The sequence below is a fragment of the Streptomyces sp. NPDC017940 genome, from assembly GCF_044328435.1.
Lineage (GTDB): Bacteria > Actinomycetota > Actinomycetes > Streptomycetales > Streptomycetaceae > Streptomyces.
Map to the genome: position 1 here is coordinate 1 of NZ_JBIRHJ010000011.1, position 20608 is coordinate 20608.

The 20608-nt window shown below is 70.4% G+C and carries 13 protein-coding genes, 1 tRNA gene, 1 rRNA gene and 1 pseudogene; 13 read left to right on the plus strand and 3 right to left on the minus strand.

From position 1 onward, the window contains the following. From rrf to ACH4DX_RS31510, 3 genes are all read left to right on the plus strand, one after another. Nucleotides 1–95, plus strand: a 5S ribosomal RNA gene (gene rrf, locus ACH4DX_RS31500); the annotation flags it as partial. Between the two features lie 100 nt (nucleotides 96–195). Beyond that, nucleotides 196–870: a DegT/DnrJ/EryC1/StrS family aminotransferase gene (locus tag ACH4DX_RS31505; RefSeq protein ID WP_398115973.1), complete on the plus strand. Its 675-nt coding sequence runs from the start codon at nucleotides 196–198 to the stop codon at nucleotides 868–870. Nucleotides 871–970: 100 nt separating this feature from the next. Beyond that, nucleotides 971–1046: transfer RNA gene (locus tag ACH4DX_RS31510), tRNA-Thr, on the plus strand. 96 nt (nucleotides 1047–1142) lie between these two features. Here the strand turns inward: ACH4DX_RS31510 and ACH4DX_RS31515 are convergent. After that, nucleotides 1143–3761 carry a SpoIIE family protein phosphatase gene (locus ACH4DX_RS31515; RefSeq protein ID WP_398115971.1) on the minus strand — a complete coding sequence of 873 codons (2619 nt, stop codon included), beginning with the start codon at nucleotides 3759–3761 and terminating at the stop codon, nucleotides 1143–1145. Between the two features lie 305 nt (nucleotides 3762–4066). On the opposite strand from ACH4DX_RS31515, the gene ACH4DX_RS31520 reads away from it, so the two are divergent. From ACH4DX_RS31520 to ACH4DX_RS31565, 10 genes are all read left to right on the plus strand, one after another. Beyond that, nucleotides 4067–9637, plus strand: a complete 5571-nt coding sequence (locus ACH4DX_RS31520) for a HAMP domain-containing protein (RefSeq protein ID WP_398115969.1) — start codon at nucleotides 4067–4069, stop codon at nucleotides 9635–9637. Nucleotides 9638–9902: 265 nt separating this feature from the next. Then, a complete protein-coding gene (locus tag ACH4DX_RS31525; RefSeq protein ID WP_398115967.1) occupies nucleotides 9903–10586 on the plus strand; it encodes a two-component system response regulator in 684 nt (227 codons plus the stop codon). A 260-nt stretch (nucleotides 10587–10846) separates the two neighbouring features. Next, nucleotides 10847–13639 (plus strand): DNA translocase FtsK, encoded by a 2793-nt coding sequence (locus ACH4DX_RS31530; RefSeq protein ID WP_398157604.1) that lies wholly within the window; start codon nucleotides 10847–10849, stop codon nucleotides 13637–13639. A 245-nt stretch (nucleotides 13640–13884) separates the two neighbouring features. Beyond that, nucleotides 13885–14763, plus strand: coding sequence for a helix-turn-helix domain-containing protein (locus ACH4DX_RS31535; RefSeq protein WP_398157605.1), 879 nt, complete (start codon nucleotides 13885–13887; stop codon nucleotides 14761–14763). 84 nt (nucleotides 14764–14847) lie between these two features. Further along, entirely contained in the window at nucleotides 14848–16398 is a 1551-nt protein-coding gene (rimO, locus tag ACH4DX_RS31540; RefSeq protein ID WP_398157606.1) for a 30S ribosomal protein S12 methylthiotransferase RimO, read from the plus strand. Then, a complete protein-coding gene (gene pgsA / locus ACH4DX_RS31545; protein WP_398157607.1) occupies nucleotides 16395–17192 on the plus strand; it encodes a CDP-diacylglycerol--glycerol-3-phosphate 3-phosphatidyltransferase in 798 nt (265 codons plus the stop codon). The genes rimO and pgsA overlap by 4 nt, the downstream gene beginning before the upstream one ends. Nucleotides 17193–17308: 116 nt before the next feature. Beyond that, nucleotides 17309–17938, plus strand: a complete 630-nt coding sequence (locus ACH4DX_RS31550) for a CinA family protein (protein WP_398157674.1) — start codon at nucleotides 17309–17311, stop codon at nucleotides 17936–17938. A 109-nt stretch (nucleotides 17939–18047) separates the two neighbouring features. Then, complete coding sequence (locus ACH4DX_RS31555; protein WP_030563016.1) at nucleotides 18048–18422, plus strand: helix-turn-helix domain-containing protein; 375 nt, start codon at nucleotides 18048–18050, stop codon at nucleotides 18420–18422. A gap of 377 nt (nucleotides 18423–18799) precedes the next feature. Next, nucleotides 18800–19270 carry a Dps family protein gene (locus tag ACH4DX_RS31560; protein WP_398157608.1) on the plus strand — a complete coding sequence of 157 codons (471 nt, stop codon included), beginning with the start codon at nucleotides 18800–18802 and terminating at the stop codon, nucleotides 19268–19270. Between the two features lie 13 nt (nucleotides 19271–19283). Further along, on the plus strand, nucleotides 19284–19544 hold the full coding sequence (locus ACH4DX_RS31565; protein ID WP_398115955.1) for a hypothetical protein: 261 nt from the start codon (nucleotides 19284–19286) through the stop codon (nucleotides 19542–19544). Here the strand turns inward: ACH4DX_RS31565 and ACH4DX_RS31570 are convergent. Together ACH4DX_RS31570 and ACH4DX_RS31575 are read right to left on the minus strand one after the other, a co-directional pair. Continuing rightward, a pseudogene (locus ACH4DX_RS31570) lies at nucleotides 19477–19787 on the minus strand (SDR family NAD(P)-dependent oxidoreductase); the annotation flags it as partial. The gene ACH4DX_RS31565 and the pseudogene ACH4DX_RS31570 overlap by 68 nt on opposite strands. A gap of 10 nt (nucleotides 19788–19797) precedes the next feature. Then, nucleotides 19798–20598 carry an Fpg/Nei family DNA glycosylase gene (locus tag ACH4DX_RS31575; protein ID WP_398157609.1) on the minus strand — a complete coding sequence of 267 codons (801 nt, stop codon included), beginning with the start codon at nucleotides 20596–20598 and terminating at the stop codon, nucleotides 19798–19800. Nucleotides 20599–20608: the final 10 nt, after the last annotated feature.

Below are 20608 nucleotides of genomic sequence, written 5' to 3' on the forward strand. Positions count from 1 at the left end.
AAACGCCCGGTTACATTCCGAACCCGGAAGCTAAGCCTCACAGCGCCGATGGTACTGCAGGGGGGACCCTGTGGGAGAGTAGGACGCCGCCGAACTAAACGTAGAAGAGCTGGTCCCTGAACTTCGGTTCGGGGACCAGCTCTTTTTTGTTGCACGTCACGCGCTGTTCACGTTGCGCGACAACCATCCCCAGACATGGGGACACATGCAATGCTGCGGGCCGCCGGAGTCGGAAGCGGTGACGAGGTCATCGTGCCCGCGTACGGAAACGCCGAAGTCGCCGAGGCCGTCGTGCTCGCCGGCGCCATGCCCGTGTTCGCGGACATCGACCCGCTGACGTACTGCCTCGACCCCGTCGCGGTCGACGCCGTCACCACCCCCCGCACCGCCGCCGTGATCGTCGTCCACCGCTTCGGGAACCAGGCCGACACCGCCGGCCTGCGTGCCCTCGGCCGCCGCAACGGATTCCTCGTCCTCGAACACCGGGAACCCGAAGCGCAGCGCGCCGGAAGCGCCCAACGACGGGCCTACGCCACCTACCTCAACGGACGGCTGACCGGAGTCATCACACCGGCCGCGAACGCCCCCCACGGCGACCAGTACGTCGTCCGCGTCCCCGGCAACGGCCGACCCGACCGGGACGCCTTCGCACGAGCCGTCCGCGCACGCGGAGTCGACTGCCACGTACCCGTAAAGACGCCGCTGCACCGCACACCGAAATACTGGCGGGACGTGGAACTGCGCGAAACCGAGCGGGCCGCCGACGAAACGCTCGCGCTGCCCGTCGACGCCACGCTGACACGGCGTGAACTCCAGCGGATCGTCTCCGCCTGCAACGCACTCGGAGGACTCCTCCAACCCGCCTTCTGAACAAGTTCAGCCCGCCTTCTGAACAAGACGGTTCGGGGCCCTGCCGTGATCGGGTATGATTTCTTTCGTTGCCGCGGGGAAAACCCGCCCAGCGCAACTGGCCCCTATAGCTCAGTCGGTAGAGCGTCTCCATGGTAAGGAGAAGGTCAGCGGTTCGATTCCGCTTGGGGGCTCCAGAGACAAAGAAGAGGGCCACCGTCCTGGACGGTGGCCCTCTTTTCGTTGTGTCCCCCGGGTTTCGCTGTATCCCGCGGGACGCCCGCTCCCGCCCCTCAGTCGTCGAGGCCGGGAACGCGCATCGCGAGGATCGCCATGTCGTCCGACGGAGCGTCCGTCGCGAACCGCTCCACCGCGCGCATGATGCGGGCCGCCACCGCCCCCGCCGTGAGACCCGTGCAAGTTGTGAGGACATCGGCGAGACCGTCGTCGCCCAGCATGCGCGTACCCTCGCGGCGTTCCGTGACGCCGTCGGTGACGCACAGCAGGACATCGCCCGGGTCGAGGGTCATGGTCTGCTCGTACAGCTCGAGGTCGTCCATGACGCCGAGCAGCGGCTGGGGTTCCGCGTACGGCTCGACCGTGCCGTCCTGGCGCAGACGCAGCGGAAGCGGATGGCCGGCGCAGACGACCTTGAGGACCGCGGAGCCGTCCTCCTGGGGCCACAACTCCCCGTACAGAAGCGTGAGGAAGCGGCTGCGGGCGCCCTCGTCGAGGATCGCCGCGTTCAGGCGCTCCAGGACAGCGGGACCCCCGAAGCCCTCCCGGGCGAGGAGGCGCAGGGCGTGCCGGGCCAGGCCCGTGACCGCGGCGGCCTCCGGGCCCGTGCCGCAGACGTCCCCGATGGCGAAGCCGTACGCGCCGTCGCGGATCGGGAAGAGGTCGTAGAAGTCGCCGCCGACCTCGTTGCCCTCTCCGGCCGCGCGGTAGATGACCTCGACCTCCACACCGGGGACCTGCGGGAGCTCCGGCGGCAGGAGACTGCGCTGGAGGGACTGGCTGATCGCCGTGCGCTCCGAGTACAGGCGGGCGTTGTCCAGGGCGAGGGCGGCCCTGCGGGACAGGTCCTCGGCGAGCTCCAGGATCTCCTGGCGGAAGTGCTCGTCCGACGGCTTGCCGAGGACCAGCATGCCGATGACGCGGTTCCGGGCGACCAGGGGCAGGACCACCGTCTCACCGCCCACGGCGGAAGCCGTCGCGAGCGTCGTGCCGATGCCCGAGCCGACCGTCATCGGCTCACCGAGGCCCAGGTTCCGCATCGACGTGCGCAGGGCGGCCTGGTGCGCGGCCTCGGACGGCGCCGCCCAGACGCGGGCGCCGGGGGTCGGGACCGGGTCCGGCGGGTCGACCTTCGTGAGGAGCGCCTTCACGCCGTCGATGCGGTCCTCGTCCTCGTGCAGGACATACGAGAGATACGGCTCGGAGGCCTGGTCGGCGATGGTGTACACCGCGCACCACGTGGCCAGCGTCGGAACCGTCATCTGGGCCATGAGGGCGAGCGTCTGGTCGCGGTCCAGCGTGCCCGCGAGCAGGTCGGAGGCCTCCACCAGGAACGACAGCGAGCCTCTGCGCAGCCGCTCCAGCTCGCCGAGGCGGGCCGACTCGACGGAGAGAGCGATGCGGTCGGCGGCGAATTGCAGGCGCAGGGCCTCCTCGTTCGAGTACCGGTCACGGGCCTCCGCGGCGACACCGAGGGAACCCGTGAGGCGGCCCTCGACCTTCAGCGGGACCGTGACGACCGAGCGCATGCCGGTTCCGTTGAGCAGCGGGACGGCGCCCGGCACGACCGTGAGGTCCTCGTGGACCGCGGGCATGCGGGCGGAGCCGTACCGGCCGGGACCCGCCTCCACCGGTACGCGGGCGAAGCGCTGGCGGGCCGAGGGCAGGCCCGTGGAGGCGCGGACCTCCAGTTCCGTCTCGTCGTCCGTGGCCAGCAGCAGGAAGGCCGCGTCGCCGTCGAGCATGTCGCGTGCGCGCTCGACCGTGCGCTGGAGGAGGCCGTCCAGGTCGTCGGGCGCGGGGGAGCCGATGAAGATCTCGAAGGGGTCGGCGGTGTGCGGCTCGCTGAGCGTGCCGGACTCGGGGGACGGGCCGCGCAGCGGGGTTTGCAGGACGGCGCGCTCGTCGTCGCGGACCAGGAGGCAGACCGTGGACGGCTCGCCGTCGGTGTCGCGGACGCGCAGGTGCGAGGCGTAGACCGGGATGACGCGGCCGCCGGAGTCGCGGATGCCGTAGCTGCCCTCCCAGCGGGACAGGCGCAGGGCGTCGGCGATGCCGGTGCTGGTGCCGGGGGTGTGCGGCCAGGCGGCGAAGTCCGTGAGGGGTTTGCCGGTGACCTGCTCGGCGGCGTACCCGAACAGTTCCTCCGCGTCCTCGTTCCACGCGGAGATGGCGCCCGTACGGTCGATCTGGACGACGGCGACGCGGACGCGGCCGTCGGTGACGGGCAGCAGGTCGAGGGGGAGCTGGGGGCCTGCGGCGCGGGTGCCCACCGGGCGGTCGGGCAGGTCGAGTTGGAACCAGACCTGTTTGTGCGTGGGGGTGTAGTCGACGCCCCAGCGGGTGGCGAGCGCGGCGCAGAGCTGGAGGCCGCGGCCGCCCTCGCGGTCCGGGTTGCCCATGGTCGCGGGGGAGTGCTGTAGCGGGATCTCCCGCTCGGGATAGTGGTCCGAGACCTCGATGCGGACGGCGTCTTCCGTACGAAGGCACAGGACATCGGCGGCCGTGCCCGCGTGCACGACGGCGTTGGTGACGAGTTCGCTGGTCAGGACGACCGCGTCGTCGACGACATCCGTGAAGCCCCACCCCTGGAGCGTGTCGCGGACGAACGAGCGTGCCGTCGCGACGGAACGCCCGACGGGTTCGAAAGTCGCAGCCGCGCGCGCGGTGATCACAGAGCTCCTCGTCCTCAGTCCCCCGGGAATCTGCAGTCCCATGGTGCGGCCGCCCCTCCGATGCCCGCTGTTATGTGTGCCACCGCCCTGGCCGGGCAGGACCGGGGTGGTTGGACAGCCGGATGCCAGGTTACTTACCTTCGCCGTCCGTGCTGATGCCGGTCGCCGGTGTTTCCGCCCGGAGGGTGTGCGGACGGTGTGCGAAGCTGCCGAACTGTTATGGCCTTGTTCGGCCATGGTGAAACACTGGGGAGGCTGCCAAACGGAACCCCAGCAGTACGGTCGACCCTTGCGGGAGGGACACAGTGGAGTCTGGCGCTGCGACGCGGGCTGCCAAGGCGCGCGCGAAAGACGGCCCGTCCCCGGGCAGCCAGCGCAAACCCCGGCACGGGACGACCGCCACCGTGGACGCGGCGGCCCTCAACAGGCTGCTGACGGCCCTGGTGGCGATGCGGGACGGGAACTTCCGCAAGCGCCTGACGGTGTCCGGCGACGACGTGATGTCGGAGATCGCCGCCGTCTTCAACGAGGTGGCCGACCGCAACCTCCACCTCACGGGCGAGCTGTCGCGGGTGCGGCGCACGGTGGGGCGTGAGGGAAAGCTCACAGAGCGGTTGCAGGGCGGGGCCATGGAGGGCTCCTGGGCTTCCGCGATCGAGGCGTCCAACGCGCTCGTCGAGGACCTCGTGCGGCCGGTCTCCGAGGTCGGCCGGGTGCTTTCCGCGGTCGCGGAGGGCGACCTGGAGCAGCGCATGGAGCTGCGCGCGCAGGCGGACGAGGGCAACGGCCATCCGTTGCGCGGCGAGTTCCTGAAGGTCGGGCGTACGGTCAACAACCTCGTCGACCAGCTGTCGACGTTCACCGACGAGGTCACGCGGGTGGCCAGCGAGGTCGGCACGGAGGGCAAGCTGGGCGGGCAGGCCCGGTTGCGTGGTATGTCCGGTTCGTGGAAGGACCTCACGGACTCGGTCAACACCATGGCGTACCGGCTGACGGCGCAGGTGCGCGACATCGCCCTGGTGACGACGGCGGTGGCCAAGGGGGATCTGTCGCGCAAGGTCACCGTGCACGTGGCCGGCGAGATGCTGGAGCTGAAGAACACCGTCAACACGATGGTGGACCAGCTCTCCTCGTTCTCCTCCGAGGTCACCCGCGTGGCCCGGGAGGTCGGTACGGAGGGTGAGCTGGGCGGGCAGGCGCAGGTGCCGGGCGTCGCGGGGGTGTGGAAGGACCTCACCGACTCGGTGAACCTGATGGCGGGCAACCTGACGGCGCAGGTGCGGGGCATCGCCCAGGTGACCACGGCCGTCGCGAACGGTGACCTGTCGCAGAAGGTGCGGGTGAGCGCGCGCGGCGAGGTGGCGCAGCTCGCCGAGACCATCAACCAGATGACGGAGACGCTGCGGACGTTCGCGGACGAGGTCACGCGCGTCGCCAACGAGGTCGGTGCGGAGGGGCAGCTCGGCGGGCAGGCGAACGTGCCGGGCGCGGCCGGCACGTGGAAGGACCTCACCGACTCCGTCAACACGGTCTTCAGGAACCTGACCACGCAGGTGCGGGACATCGCGCAGGTGACGACGGCGGTGGCGAACGGCGATCTGTCGCAGAAGGTCACCGTCGATGTCGCGGGCGAGATGCTGGAGTTGAAGAACACCGTCAACACGATGGTGGACCAGCTGTCGGCGTTCGGCGCCGAAGTGACGCGCGTCGCGCGGGAGGTCGGCGTCGAGGGCGAGCTCGGCGGGCAGGCGCAGGTGCCGGGTGCGGCGGGCACCTGGAAGGACCTCACCGACTCGGTGAACACCGCCTTCCGCAACCTCACCGGCCAGGTGCGCAACATCGCGCAGGTGACGACGGCGGTGGCGAACGGCGACCTCTCCCAGAAGGTGACGGTCGACGTCTCCGGAGAGATGCTTCAGCTGAAGAACACCGTGAACACCATGGTGGACCAGCTGTCGTCGTTCGCCGACCAGGTCACGCGGATGGCGCGGGACGTGGGCACGGAGGGCAGGCTCGGCGGTCAGGCGCGCGTGGACGGCGTCAGCGGTACGTGGAAGGAGCTCACGGACTCCGTCAACTTCATGGCGGGCAACCTGACGTCGCAGGTGCGTCAGATCGCCCAGGTGACGACGGCGGTGGCGCGCGGTGACCTGTCGCAGAAGATCGACGTGGACGCGCGCGGGGAGATCCTGGAGCTGAAGAACACCATCAACACGATGGTCGACCAGCTCTCCGCGTTCGCCGACCAGGTGACGCGCGTGGCGCGCGAGGTGGGCACGGAAGGGCGGCTCGGCGGACAGGCGCAGGTGCCCGGCGTCGCCGGTGTGTGGCGTGACCTCACCGACTCCGTGAACGGCATGGCCGGGAACCTCACGGCGCAGGTGCGCAACATCGCGCAGGTCGCGACGGCGGTGGCGCGCGGTGACCTGTCGCAGAAGATCGACGTGGACGCCCGGGGCGAGATCCTGGAGCTGAAGAACACCCTCAACACCATGGTGGACCAGCTCTCGGCCTTCGCCGAGCAGGTGACACGGGTGTCCCGCGAGGTGGGTACGGACGGCATCCTGGGCGGTCAGGCCGAGGTGCAGGGTGTGTCGGGTACGTGGAAGGACCTGACGCAGTCCGTGAACGGCATGGCGAACAACCTCACCCTCCAGGTGCGCAACATCGCCGAGGTCACGACGGCGGTCGCCATGGGCGACCTGTCCAAGAAGATCACCGTGGACGCGAAGGGCGAGATCCTCGAACTCGTCACGACGGTGAACACGATGGTGGACCAGTTGTCGTCGTTCGCGGAGCAGGTCACGCGGGTGGCCCGCGAGGTGGGCACGGAGGGCAAGCTGGGCGGCCAGGCGCGCGTGGTCGGCGTCACGGGCATCTGGAAGGACCTCAGCGACAACGTCAACCTGATGGCGAACAACCTGACCATGCAGGTGCGGAACATCTCGCAGGTCGCCGCGGCCGTCGCCAACGGCGACCTCACGAAGACGGTGACGATCGAGGCGCGCGGCGAGGTCGCGCAGCTCGCGGACACCTTCAACACCATGGTGAAGACGCTGAGTTCGTTCGCCGACCAGGTCACCAAGGTGGCCCGTGAGGTGGGCACGGACGGCATCCTCGGCGGGCAGGCCCGCGTCCCGGGAGTCTCGGGCACGTGGAAGGACCTCACCGAGTCCGTGAACGGGATGGCGTCCAACCTGACCGGGCAGGTCCGCAACATCGCGATGGTCACGACGGCCATCGCCAAGGGCGACCTGACCAAGAAGATCGACATCGACGCGCGCGGCGAGATCCTGGAGCTCAAGACCACCATCAACACGATGGTGGACCAGCTGTCGTCGTTCGCCGAGCAGGTCACCCGGGTCGCCCGCGAGGTGGGCACCGAGGGCCAGCTCGGCGGTCAGGCGCGGGTGCGGGACGTCGACGGCACCTGGCGCGACCTGACCGAGTCGGTGAACGAGATGGCCGGGAACCTGACCCGGCAGGTGCGTGCCATCGCGGCCGTCGCCACGGCGGTGACCCGCGGCGATCTCAATCTGAAGATCGATGTGGACGCCGCGGGGGAGATCCAGGTCCTCCAGGACAACATCAACACGATGATCGCGAACCTGCGCGACACCACGCTCGCCAACAAGGAGCAGGACTGGCTGAAGGGCAACCTCGCGCGGATCTCCGGCCTCATGCAGGGCCGCCGCGACCTGGAGGACGTCGCCTCGCTGATCATGAGTGAGCTGACGCCGGTCGTCTCGGCGCAGCACGGCGCGTTCTTCCTCGCGATGCCCCTCGACGACGCGAAGGACCTCGACGGCGACGGTGACGAGGACGCGTACGAGCTGCGCATGCAGGGCAGCTACGGCTACTCGATGGGGTCGATGCCGACGTCGTTCCGGCCCGGTGAGACGCTGATCGGCACGGCCGCCAAGGAGCGGCGCACCATCCTCGTGGAGAACGCGCCGTCCGGTTATCTGCGGATCGCCTCCGGGCTCGGTGAGGCGCCGCCCGCGCAGGTCATCGTGTTGCCGGTGCTCTTCGAGGGCAAGGTGCTCGGCGTCATCGAACTCGCGTCGTTCCAGCCGTTCACACAGATCCAGAAGGACTTCCTCAGCCAGATCGCCGAGATGATCGCGACGAGCGTCAACACGATCAGTGTCAACACCAAGACGGAGATCCTGCTGAAGCAGTCGCAGGAACTCACCGAGCAACTGCGTGAGCGGTCCGCCGAGTTGGAGAACCGGCAGAAGGCGTTGCAGGAGTCCAACGCCGAACTGGAGGACAAGGCCGCGCTGCTCGCGCAGCAGAACCGCGACATCGAGGTCAAGAACACCGAGATCGAGGAGGCCAGGCAGGTCCTGGAGGAGCGCGCCGAGCAGCTCGCGGTCTCCATGCGCTACAAGTCCGAGTTCCTCGCGAACATGTCGCACGAGCTGCGTACGCCGCTCAACTCGCTGCTCATCCTCGCCAAGTTGCTGGCCGACAACGCCGACGCGAACCTCACGCCCAAGCAGGTGGAGTTCGCCGAGACGATCCACGGCGCGGGCTCGGACCTGCTCCAGCTCATCAACGACATCCTCGACCTGTCCAAGGTCGAGGCCGGCAAGATGGACGTCAGCCCGACCCGTATCGCGCTCGTCCAACTCGTCGACTACGTAGAGGCCACTTTCCGTCCCCTGACCGCCGAGAAGGGGCTCGACTTCTCCGTACGGGTGTCGCCGGAGCTGCCCGCCACGCTGCACACGGACGAACAGCGTCTGCTCCAGGTGCTGCGCAATCTGCTGGCCAACGCGGTGAAGTTCACCGACTCCGGAGCGGTGGAACTGGTCATCCGGCTCGCGGGCAACGACGTGCCCGACGCCATCAGGGAGCAGCTCCTGGAGGCCGGTTCGCTGCGGGACGCGGACGCCGACCTGATCGCGTTCTCCGTGGCCGACACCGGCATCGGCATCGCGGCGAGCAAGATGCGGGTGATCTTCGAGGCCTTCAAGCAGGCCGACGGCACGACGAGCCGCAAGTACGGCGGTACGGGCCTCGGTCTGTCGATCAGCCGGGAGATCGCGCGGCTGCTCGGCGGTGAGATCCACGCGGCGAGCGAACCGGGGCGCGGCTCCACCTTCACGCTGTATTTGCCGCTGCACCCCAGCGAACTGCCGCCGCAGGGCTACACCCAGCTGCCGCCGCCTCCCGCGACGCCCGAACTGCCCGCCCTGGAGTCCCGGGAACTCCTCGAACCCAGGGAGGCGGGGGAGCGGAACGGTTCCCAGGCGTCCCAGGAGTCCCTGCGGAACGGCGGGCGGCCCGCGCTCCCGTCGTCGCCCGCCGGGCCGCCAGAAGCCGCTCCCGGCCCCGCCGCGCTGTTCCGGCGCCGCCGCAGGGCCGCACCTCCCACCGCGGAACCCGCGCCGCCGCTGCCGGGGCAGCCCGCCGCCGCGGGCGCGGGAACGCCGGAGCAGTGGCCCGAGGGACAGGGGCAGGAGGTGCCGGCGGCACGGGTGCGGTTCCGGTTCGGCGGTGAGAAGGTGCTCATCGTCGACGACGACATCCGCAATGTCTTCGCGCTCACCAGTGTCCTGGAGCAGCACGGCCTGTCCGTGCTGTACGCGGAGAACGGCCGGGAGGGCATCGAGGTCCTGGAGCAGCACGACGACGTGACCCTCGTCCTGATGGACATCATGATGCCGGAGATGGACGGGTACGCGACGACGACGGCGATCCGCAGGATGCCGCAGTTCGCCGGGCTGCCGATCATCGCGCTCACCGCAAAGGCGATGAAGGGCGACCGGGAGAAGGCGATCGACTCCGGGGCGTCGGACTACGTGACCAAGCCGGTCGACCCGGATCACCTGTTGTCGGTCATGGATCAGTGGATGCACACGGAGTGACGGGGCGGTTCGCGGACGGCGGGCGGACGCGGCGTCGCTACACGCAGTTGCTGACGGAGTGTTGCCGACGTCGTGTAGAACCGCGGTGTACGGGGAACCTTCTGCTCCGCCGCTGCGTTTCTGCTACGTGCACAGTGACATCGCGGTGACAGGGTGTGGCGACGGGCGGGGTGCGGCTACGATGACCGGCACAAGGACGGACGGCGCAAGGGAGTCGTCCTCTGGGGCGGCGCCCGGTGTACCGCCGGGGCGAGGAGGGCGGGCCATGGTGCAGAAGGCCAAGATCCTCCTGGTCGATGACCGGCCGGAGAATCTGCTGGCGCTGGAGGCCATCCTCTCTGCGCTCGATCAGACGCTGGTGCGGGCATCGTCCGGGGAGGAAGCGCTCAAAGCTCTGCTGACGGACGACTTCGCAGTCATTCTGCTGGACGTCCAGATGCCGGGCATGGACGGATTCGAGACCGCGGCGCACATCAAGCGGCGGGAACGGACCCGGGACATCCCGATCATCTTCCTCACCGCCATCAACCACGGCCCCCATCACACCTTCCGCGGGTATGCGGCGGGTGCCGTGGACTACATCTCCAAGCCCTTCGACCCGTGGGTGCTTCGCGCGAAGGTCTCGGTGTTCGTCGAGCTGTACATGAAGAACTGCCAACTGCGTGAGCAGGCCGCGCTGCTGCGCCTCCAGCTCGAGGGCGGCGCCAAGGCCGCGCCCGCGGAGACCAAGGAGCCCGCCGGTCTCCTCGCCGAGCTGTCCGCGCGCCTCGCGGCCGTCGAGGAACAGGCGGAGGCGCTCTCCAAGCAGCTCGACGACGACTCCGCGGACGCGGCGGCCGTCGCGACGGCAGCCCATCTCGAACGCAAACTCACCGGCCTGCGCAGGGCTCTTGACGCGCTGGAGCCGGGCACGGGCAGCGGCGCCGCCTCCGTGCCTTCGCAGAACTGAGGCGAGCGAGCGGCTCCCGGCCCGCCCGCGGGGAAAGCGAAGGTTCCGGGGGCCGCGGTGCGTCCGGAAGCGGAGCCTGGCGGGGGAACGCGCGGCCCCGGAAGCGGAAGTTCCGTACGCCCGCGGCGCCATGCGGCGGCCCCGGCCCCCTGCGCCCGCTGAGAGCACCCGTCAGTTCGTGGTCTCGGCAAGGGCGACACAGATGGGTGAAGCAGTAGGCACACGTGTCCACCGCCGTCTCCCCCGGTAACCTCACACCCATGGCCTCACGTCAGCCCGCAGCCAAGAAGCCGCCCGCGAAGAAGGCGGCCGCGCCGACCAAGGCTCCGGCGAAGAAGGCCGTTGCCAGGAAAGCGCCCGCGAAGAAGCCCGTGGCGAGGAAGGCGCCTGCCCCGAAGCCGGCGCCGAGCCCCACCAATGGTCTGTACCGCGTGGTGCGCGCCATATGGCTCGGCATCGCGCACGCCGTGGGCGCGATGTTCCGAGGTGTGGGGCGCGGCGCCAAGAGCCTGGACCCGGCGCACCGCAAGGACGGCCTCGCGCTGCTGCTGCTCGGCCTCGCCCTCATCGTGGCCGCGGGCACCTGGTCCAATCTGCGCGGCCCGGTGGGCGACCTGGTCGAGATGCTGGTGACCGGCGCGTTCGGGCGGCTCGACCTGCTCGTGCCGATACTGGTCGCCGCCATGGCCGTGCGGTTCATCCGGCACCCGGAGCAGGTCGACGCCAACGGCCGCATCGTGATCGGTCTGTCCGCGCTCGTCGTCGGCGTGCTCGGACAGGTGCACATCGCGTGCGGCTCGCCCGCGCGCGCGGACGGCATGCAGGCGATAAGGGACGCGGGCGGGCTCATCGGCTGGGGTGCCGCCACGCCGCTCAACAAGGCCATGGGCGAGGTTCTCGCCGTGCCCATGCTGGTTCTCCTGACGGTCTTCGGCCTGCTCGTGGTCACGGCGACCCCGGTCAACGCCATCCCGCAGCGGCTGCGGCAGCTCGGGGTGCGGCTCGGCGTCGTCGAGGACCGGGCGGCCTACCAGGAGGCAGGCGCGTACGGGGAGAGCGACGCGTACACCGAGTACAGCGACGACGAGCGGTACGAGGAGCAGTGGCGGGAGGCCCTGCCCGCCCGCGCACGCCGGCGCGGAACGCCCGCGGGCGGCCCGCAGGGGTCCTCGCCCGACGAGGCCGAGGAAGCGGCACTGACGAAGCGGCGCAGGCCCCGTCGCGGCTCGGGAAGGGCCGGGACGGACCGGTCCCAGGACGCGGTGGACGTGGCCGCCGCCGCGGCCGCGGCGCTCGACGGCGCCGTCATGCACGGCATGCCGCCCTCGGCCCTGGTCGCCGACCTCACCCAGGGCGTCTCCGGGGACCGCGACGAGGCGGAGCGGTCCGCGCCCGTGCCCTCCGCCCGCGCGACCGAAGCTCCGGTGGCCGGGCGCGGGAATCCGTCCGGGGCCCCGGTGGCAGGCCGCAGGAACCCGCCCGAGGAGCCCGCGGGCGGTGCCGTCCCCGACCTGACGAAGGCCGCCCCCGAGACGCCGCGCGAGTTGCCCCCGCGCGCGGAGCAGCTACAGCTCTCCGGAGACATCACCTACTCGCTGCCCTCGCTCGACCTCCTGGAGCGCGGCGGCCCCGGCAAGGCCCGCAGCGCCGCCAACGACGCGGTCGTCGAATCGCTGACGAACGTCTTCACGGAGTTCAAGGTCGACGCGCGGGTCACCGGCTTCACGCGCGGCCCGACGGTCACGCGCTACGAGATCGAGCTCGGCCCCGCCGTCAAGGTCGAGAAGATCACGGCGCTGGCCAAGAACATCGCGTACGCCGTCGCCTCCCCGGACGTGCGGATCATCTCGCCGATCCCCGGCAAGTCCGCGGTCGGCATCGAGATCCCGAACACCGACCGCGAGATGGTCAAGGTCGGCGACGTGCTGCGGCTCGCGGACGCCGCCGAGGACGAGCACCCGATGCTGGTCGCGCTCGGCAAGGACGTCGAGGGCGGCTACGTCATGGCCAACATGGCCAAGATGCCGCACATCCTCGTCGCCGGAGCCACCGGTTCCGGCAAGTCGTCGTGCATCAACTGCCTGATCACCTCGATCATGGTGCGGGCCACCCCCGAGGACGTCCGCATGGTCCTCGTCGACCCCAAGCGCGTCGAACTGACCGCCTACGAAGGCATCCCGCACCTGATCACACCGATCATCACCAACCCCAAGCGGGCGGCCGAGGCCCTACAGTGGGTCGTACGCGAGATGGACCTGCGCTACGACGACCTCGCCGCGTTCGGCTACCGGCACATCGACGACTTCAACCAGGCCGTGCGCGAGGGCAAGCTCAAGACGCCCGAGGGCAGCGAGCGCGAGCTGAAGGCGTACCCGTACCTCCTGGTGATCGTCGACGAGCTCGCCGACCTGATGATGGTCGCGCCGCGCGACGTCGAGGACTCGATCGTGCGCATCACCCAGCTCGCACGCGCCGCCGGGATCCACCTGGTGCTCGCCACCCAGCGGCCGTCCGTGGACGTCGTCACCGGCCTGATCAAGGCAAACGTTCCCTCCAGGCTCGCGTTCGCGACCTCCTCGCTCGCCGACAGCCGCGTCATCCTCGACCAGCCCGGCGCCGAGAAGCTGATCGGCAAGGGCGACGGCCTGTTCCTGCCGATGGGCGCCAACAAGCCGACCCGCATGCAGGGCGCCTTCGTCACCGAGGACGAGATCCACGCGGTCGTCCAGCACTGCAAGGACCAGATGGCGCCCGTCTTCCGGGACGACGTCACCGTCGGCACCCAGCAGAAGAAGGAGATCGACGAGGACATCGGCGACGACCTCGACCTGCTGTGCCAGGCCGCCGAGCTGGTCGTCTCCACCCAGTTCGGCTCCACCTCGATGCTCCAGCGCAAGCTGCGCGTCGGCTTCGCCAAGGCGGGGCGTCTCATGGACCTCATGGAGTCGCGCAACATCGTCGGGCCGAGCGAGGGCTCGAAGGCACGTGACGTTCTCGTGAAACCCGACGAGCTGGATGGAGTGCTCGCCGTGATCCGCGGGGAGGCTTCCTGACGGACGGTTCACCCGTACGCAACCGATTCACTCGTACGAGGAGCGGCCCACCCGTTCGAGAATGAAAGCAACCGTTTCTCTTCGGCTCACGTCAAGTTGAGGGGAACAACCACTCCATGCCCCACCATCAGGATGTCCGGCCATTCCGATGGCGTACAAAGTCCGTCCGCCCGGTTGCCCCACCCTTTCTCGGCCCCCCTAGACTGAATGTCCGGCAGGTGGCTACACGCTCGAAAGGCGCACCCGTGTCCATCGGCAACTCTCCTGAAGACGACCACCCTTCGGACGACCGCCTCGCAGAGGACAGCCCCGCGGCCGAACGTCCCGCGGAGGACCATCCCGCCGAGGACCGCACCCCGATCGGGCATGTGCTGCGGCAGGCCCGCGTCGACGCGGGCCTGACCGTCGACGAGATCAGCACGTCCACCCGGGTGCGCATCCCGATCGTGCACGCGATCGAACAGGACGACTTCTCGCGCTGCGGCGGCGACGTGTACGCCCGCGGGCACATCCGTACGCTGGCGCGCGCCGTCGGCGTCGACCCCGCGCCGCTGATCGCCCAGTACGACGAGGGGCACGGCGGCAGGCCGCCCGCCCCGACACCGGCCGCGCCGCTGTTCGAGGCCGAGCGGATCCGCTCCGACGCCCGCAGGCCGAACTGGACCGCGGCCATGGTCGCCGCGATCGTCGCCGTCATCGCCTTCGTCGGTTACACCGCGTTCAGCGGCGACGACGACAGCGACGCGGGCCGGCAGGTCGCCGAGGGCACGCCCGCGAGCAAGCCCGCCCCCAAGCCCAGCGGCACCAAGCCCGCCGACCCCAAGCCCGACCCCTCGGACAGCGCGATCGCCGGAGTCCCGCGGGACAAGGTGACCGTCAAGGTCGACGCCACCGACGGCCGCAGCTGGATCTCGGTGAAGGACCACAACGGCCGCCTGCTCTTCGACGGCCTGCTCGAGCAGGGCCAGACCAAGACCTTCCAGGACAAGGACAAGATCGACCTGGTGCTCGGCGACGCCGGCGCGATCAAGCTGTTCGTGAACGGCAAGCCCGTCGACAACGAGTTCGAACCGGGCCAGGTCGAGCGCCTCACGTACACGAAGGGCGACCCGGAAGTCGGCTGACGCGCCCCCGCTCCGAGCGCCCGTCGCGGGCACCCAGAACCCTGGCGGCGGGCGCCGACGCATGGACGAAGTAGTCTTGATTACATGCCCGAACGCCGCACCGTCGCCCTTGTCACGCTTGGCTGCGCCCGTAACGAGGTGGACTCGGAGGAGCTGGCAGGCCGCTTGGAGGCGGACGGCTGGAACCTCGTGGAGGACGCCGAGAACGCGGACGTAGCCGTCGTCAACACCTGTGGCTTCGTCGAAGCCGCCAAGAAGGACTCCGTAGACGCCCTGCTCGAGGCCAATGACCTCAAGGGCCACGGCCGCACCCAGGCCGTCGTGGCCGTCGGCTGTATGGCCGAGCGCTACGGCAAGGATCTCGCCGAAGCGCTCCCCGAAGCCGACGGAGTCCTCGGTTTCGACGACTACGCCGACATCTCCGACCGCCTCCAGACCATCCTCAACGGCGGCATCCACGCCTCGCACACCCCGCGCGACCGCCGCAAGCTGCTCCCCATCAGCCCCGCCGAGCGCCAGGACGCGGGCTCCGACGTCGCCCTGCCGGGGCACGCGCCCGTCGACCTGCCCGAAGGCGTCGCGCCCGCCTCCGGGCCGCGCGCGCCGCTGCGCCGCCGCCTCGGCAGCAACCCCGTCGCCTCGGTGAAGCTCGCCTCCGGATGCGACCGCAGGTGCTCCTTCTGCGCCATCCCGTCCTTCCGCGGCTCGTTCATCTCGCGCCGCCCCTCGGACGTGCTCGGCGAGACGCGCTGGCTCGCCGAGCAGGGCGTGAAGGAGATCATGCTGGTCTCCGAGAACAACACGTCGTACGGCAAGGACCTCGGTGACATCCGCCTCCTGGAGACGCTGCTGCCCGAGCTGGCCGCCGTCGACGGCATCGAGCGCGTCCGGGTCAGCTACCTCCAGCCCGCGGAGATGCGCCCCGGCCTCATCGACGTCCTCACCTCCACGGAGAAGGTCGCCCCGTACTTCGACCTCTCCTTCCAGCACTCCGCGCCCGGCGTGCTGCGCGCGATGCGCCGCTTCGGGGACACCGATCGCTTCCTCGAGCTCCTGGAGACGATCCGCGAGAAGGCCCCGGAGGCCGGTGTGCGCTCCAACTTCATCGTGGGCTTCCCCGGCGAGACCGAGGCCGACGTGACCGAGCTCGAGCGGTTCCTCACGGGCGCGCGGCTCGACGCCATCGGCGTCTTCGGCTACTCCGACGAGGAGGGCACGGAAGCGGCGACGTACGAGCACAAGCTCGACCAGGACGTCGTCGACGAGCGGCTCGCGCGGGTCTCACGGCTCGCCGAGGAGCTGACCTCGCAACGCGCCGAGGAGCGCGTCGGCGAGCGCCTCGAAGTCCTGATCGAGTCCGTCGACGACGAGGACGGCGCCCTCGGCAGGGCCGCGCACCAGGCCCCGGAAACGGACGGCCAGATCCGTTTCGCGGACCCGACGACCGGTGAGGCCTTGCGCGTCGGCCGTATGGTCGTGGCAAAGGTCGTCGGAACGGAAGGCGTGGATCTGGTGGCGGAGCAGTGCGAGCTCCTGGCGGACGGGGCCGGTGTCGGCCCCGAGGCCCGTCCCGAGGCCCTCGGCACGGGCCGACCGGGCCGGTCCCACGGCGTCGGCGAGGGGACGGGCAGATGACCCAGGTCCCGGCATCCGCGGCGGGCGGCTCCGGCGCGCCCGGCGCGAAGCCGGTGCGCGGTGGCAAGCTGGGCGCCGCCGCGGTCGACCAGGCCAGTCTGTGGAACGTCGCCAACCTGCTGACCATGGTCCGGCTGCTGCTCGTGCCCGGCTTCGTGATGCTGCTCCTCGCCGACGGCGGCTACGACCCGGCCTGGCGCTCGTTCGCCTGGGCCGCGTTCGCCATCGCCATGATCACCGACCTCTTCGACGGTCACCTCGCGCGCACGTACAACCTGGTCACGGACTTCGGGAAGATCGCCGACCCCATCGCCGACAAGGCGATCATGGGGGCGGCGCTGATCTGTCTGTCCTCGCTCGGCGATCTGCCGTGGTGGGTGACGGGGGTGATCCTCGGGCGTGAGTTCGGGATCACCCTGCTGCGCTTCTGGGTGATCCGCTACGGCGTCATCCCCGCAAGCCGCGGCGGCAAGATGAAGACCCTGGCCCAGGGCACCGCCGTCGGGATGTACGTCCTGGCGCTGACCGGGCCGCTGGCCACGCTGCGCTTCTGGGTGATGGCGGTGGCGGTCGTCCTGACCGTCGTGACCGGCCTCGACTACGTGAAGCAGGCGGTCGTGCTGCGGCGCCTCGGGAGGGCCGCGGAAGCCGTTCCCGAGGCCGTGGAGGACCCCGGGGCCGTGGGGGCCGTACCCGGCACCGCCGGGGTCGCTCCGGACGGCGTGCAAGGTGTTCCCGGCGCCGGGGTCGAGTCGGAGGGCGGGACCACACCTGCTGGGAGGGCGGCGAAGTGACTGATCCGGAGCGGGACGGAGTGGGTGGTTCGAAGGGCGCTGCCGGGGACGCCGAGGCGGTCGACCCGGTGGAGGACGCCCGGGCCGCGGTGGCCGCGCGAATCGCCGAGGGGGCCCTGCTCGCCAAGTCCGCCGCCGAGGTGCTGCGGGTGCTCGGCGAGCGCGGTGAGACGCTGGCCGCCGCAGAGTCGCTGACCGGGGGCCTCGTCGCCGCCGAGGTGACGGCGGCCCCGGGTGCCTCGCAGGCCTTCAAGGGCTCGGTGACCTCGTACGCCACCGAGGTGAAGCGCGACCTCCTCGGTGTCGACGCCGACCTCCTGGCCGAGCGCGGCGCCGTGGACGGTGAGGTCGCGTTGCAGATGGCCGTCGGGGTGCGCGAGCTGCTCGGCACGGACTGGGGCGTCGCCACCACCGGCGTCGCCGGGCCGGAGCGACAGGACGGCCAGCCGGTCGGAACGGTGTTCGTCGCCGTCGCCGGGCCCGCGGGCCGGCGGCCCGTCGCCGGGGCCGCCAGGGGCGGTACGGAGGCGTCGGACCGGCCTGGAGCTGACGGTTGCCTCGATTCCGCCTCGAGTTCCGCGCTTCGCTCTGAGGGGAAAGTGGCCGCGCTGCGGTTGAACGGAAACCGTACGGAAATCCGTATGGAGAGCGTCCGGAGCGTGCTGGAACTGCTTCTCGACCAGCTCTCCGGCGAACGGACCGGGAATGGGCGGACACAGGATACGGAACAGAACGGGGGGACTTGATGTTTGCAGCCCTGAGTGAACACGACATCGCTCCCCGCACGGCCGCCGCGCGAGGCGGTACGGTGGGGCGAGAAGGATGCGGCTACGCGGTCCGAGGAGGGAGCCACCGATGATTCTGCTCCGTCGCCTGCTGGGTGACGTGCTGCGTCGGCAGCGCCAGCGCCAGGGCCGTACTCTGCGCGAAGTCTCCTCGTCCGCCCGAGTCTCACTCGGCTATCTCTCCGAGGTGGAGCGGGGGCAGAAGGAGGCGTCCTCCGAGCTGCTTTCCGCGATCTGCGACGCGCTTGACGTACGGATGTCCGAACTCATGCGGGAAGTGAGCGACGAGCTCTCGCTCGCCGAGCTGGCCGAGTCGGCAGCGGCCACGGAACCGGTGCGCGCACCGGTGCGCCCGATGCTCAATGCCGTCTCGGTGACCGGAGTGCCACCGGAACGGGTGACCATCAAGGCGCCCGCGGAGGCGGTCGGCGTCGTCGCCGCCTGACGCTCGGGTCGCCCCCACGCGCACACGAACGTGCACAGACAGCCCCGGCCGGGTGATCGGTCGGGGTTTTTGTCGTGTGCGGGGGTTCTCGTGTGCGGGGGTTCTCGTGTGCAGGGGTTCTCGTGTGCAGGGGTTCTCGCGTGCGGGGGTTCTCGCGTGCGGGGGTTCTCGCGTGCCGGGGTTCTCGTGTGCGGGGGTTCGGAAGTCTTGTCGTGTCCGGGGCGCAGAGGTGCGGGGTGCTTGGCAGTGGGGTGATTTCTGCTTCCCTTGCGGCGTGGGTGCTGGTCTGGGCTGGAGTGGCCGTACTCGCGCGCTTGCGTGATGGTGGGTCGGGGCGACTCTCCCTCACTGCCGAGACGCATCACGCCGGAGGAAACATGTATGTCGTGAAGAGTCCCTTGGCCGACGCCGACCTCCGGACGGTGTCCGAGGCGCTGCAAGGGGCACTCGTGGACCTCGTCGATCTGTCCCTGGTGGCCAAGCAGATTCACTGGAACGTGGTCGGCTCCCGCTTCCGCTCCGTGCACCTCCAGCTCGACGAAGTCGTGGACACCGCCCGGCAGCACTCGAACACCGTGGCCGAGCGGGCCTCGGCCCTCGGGGTCCCACCCGACGGGCGGGCCGCGACGGTGGCGTCGAGCAGCGGCATCGGCAACGTCGCCGACGGCTGGGTCAAGGACGTCGACGCGGTCGGGACGCTCGTGGACGCGCTGGGCGCGGTGATCACGCGGATGCGGGAGCGGGTGAACGCCACCGGCGAAGCGGATCCGGTCAGCCAGGACATCTTCATCCAGATCACGGGTGACCTGGAAAAACATCACTGGATGTTCCAGGCCGAGAACGGATAGCGGGTCGCGGGCCGTGCTCCGGTGGGCGGCGGTCCTTGGCCTCACCGCGCTGTGGTGGTGGGCCGTGTTCCGGCTCGCCCTCGCCCCCGACGCGGGCGTGCTCGAAGGTGCCGTCGCCGCCGGGGGGTGGGGGCTCAGTCTGCTGCCGGTGCACTGTGTGCCGAGGGCCACGGCCATGCGGCAGGTTCGGCGGAGGCGTGTCCGTGTCACCACGGCAGGGCCACCCCGCCGTTCGGGCGGAGGCTGTTCGGGCGGAGGATCTGGCCCGTTGTGAACGCCGACGCGTCCGACGCCAGGTGCAGTACCGCCTGCGCGACGTCCTCGGGTTCGCCCACCCTGCCCAGCGGTGATCTGCGCGCCAGTGCGGTCTCGACCGCCTCCTGCGCCTCCCGCTCGTGGCGGCGCGTCATCGGCGTACGGATCCATTCCGGAGCCGCCGCGTTGACCGGATGCCGTACGGGCATGCCTCCGCCGCCAGCGTCTTCGTCAGCTGTACGACGGCAGCCTTCGCCGCGGTGCGGGGGCGTTCAGGGGGTGGGGCCCTTCTGGCAGGTCGGGCACCAGTACGTGGGGCGGGGGCGGGTCGGGTCGCCCTGTTCCGCCTGGCGTACGCGGGTGCCGCAGCGGACGCAGGGGCGGGATGCGCGGCCGTACACGTACAGGCGTCGGCCCGGGCTGTCGACGCCCGTCGTCATGCGTGCCGGGCGGTTGCGGTTGACCTCCAGGAGCTTCTTCGCCAGGGCGGGGACGAGGGTCGCCGTCTCCTCGGGAAGCTCGCCTACGGTCACCCAGGGGGTGATGCGGAGCAGGAAGCAGATCTCGCTCTTGTAGACGTTGCCTACTCCCGCGAGGTTGCGCTGGTCGAGGAGGGCCTCGCCCAGGGAGCGGTCGGGGGTGGCTCGGAGGTTGCGCAGGGCCTGCTCCGGGTCCCAGTCCGGGCCCAGGAGGTCGGGGCCCAGGTGGCCCACCGCCCGGTGTTCGTCGGTCGTGCGGAGCAGTTCCAGGACCGGCAGGCGGTAGCCGACGGCTGTGCGTTCCTCGGTGGCGAGGATGGCTCGGATCTGGTGGGCGGGGCCGCCGCGCCAGCGTTCTCCCGGGGTGTACAGGCGCCAGGAGCCTTCCATGCCCAGGTGCGAGTGGAGGGTGAGGTTGCCTTCGACGCGGGTGAGGAGGTGTTTGCCGCGGGGGGTCACGTCCAGGACGGTGCGGGTGGTGAGGTCGGTCAGGGCGAGTTTGGGGACGCGGAGGTCTGAGCGGGTGAGGGGGTGGCCTGCCAGGGCTGTGTGGAGGCGGCTGGCCGCCTGGTGGACGGTGTCTCCTTCTGGCATGGGGTGGCGT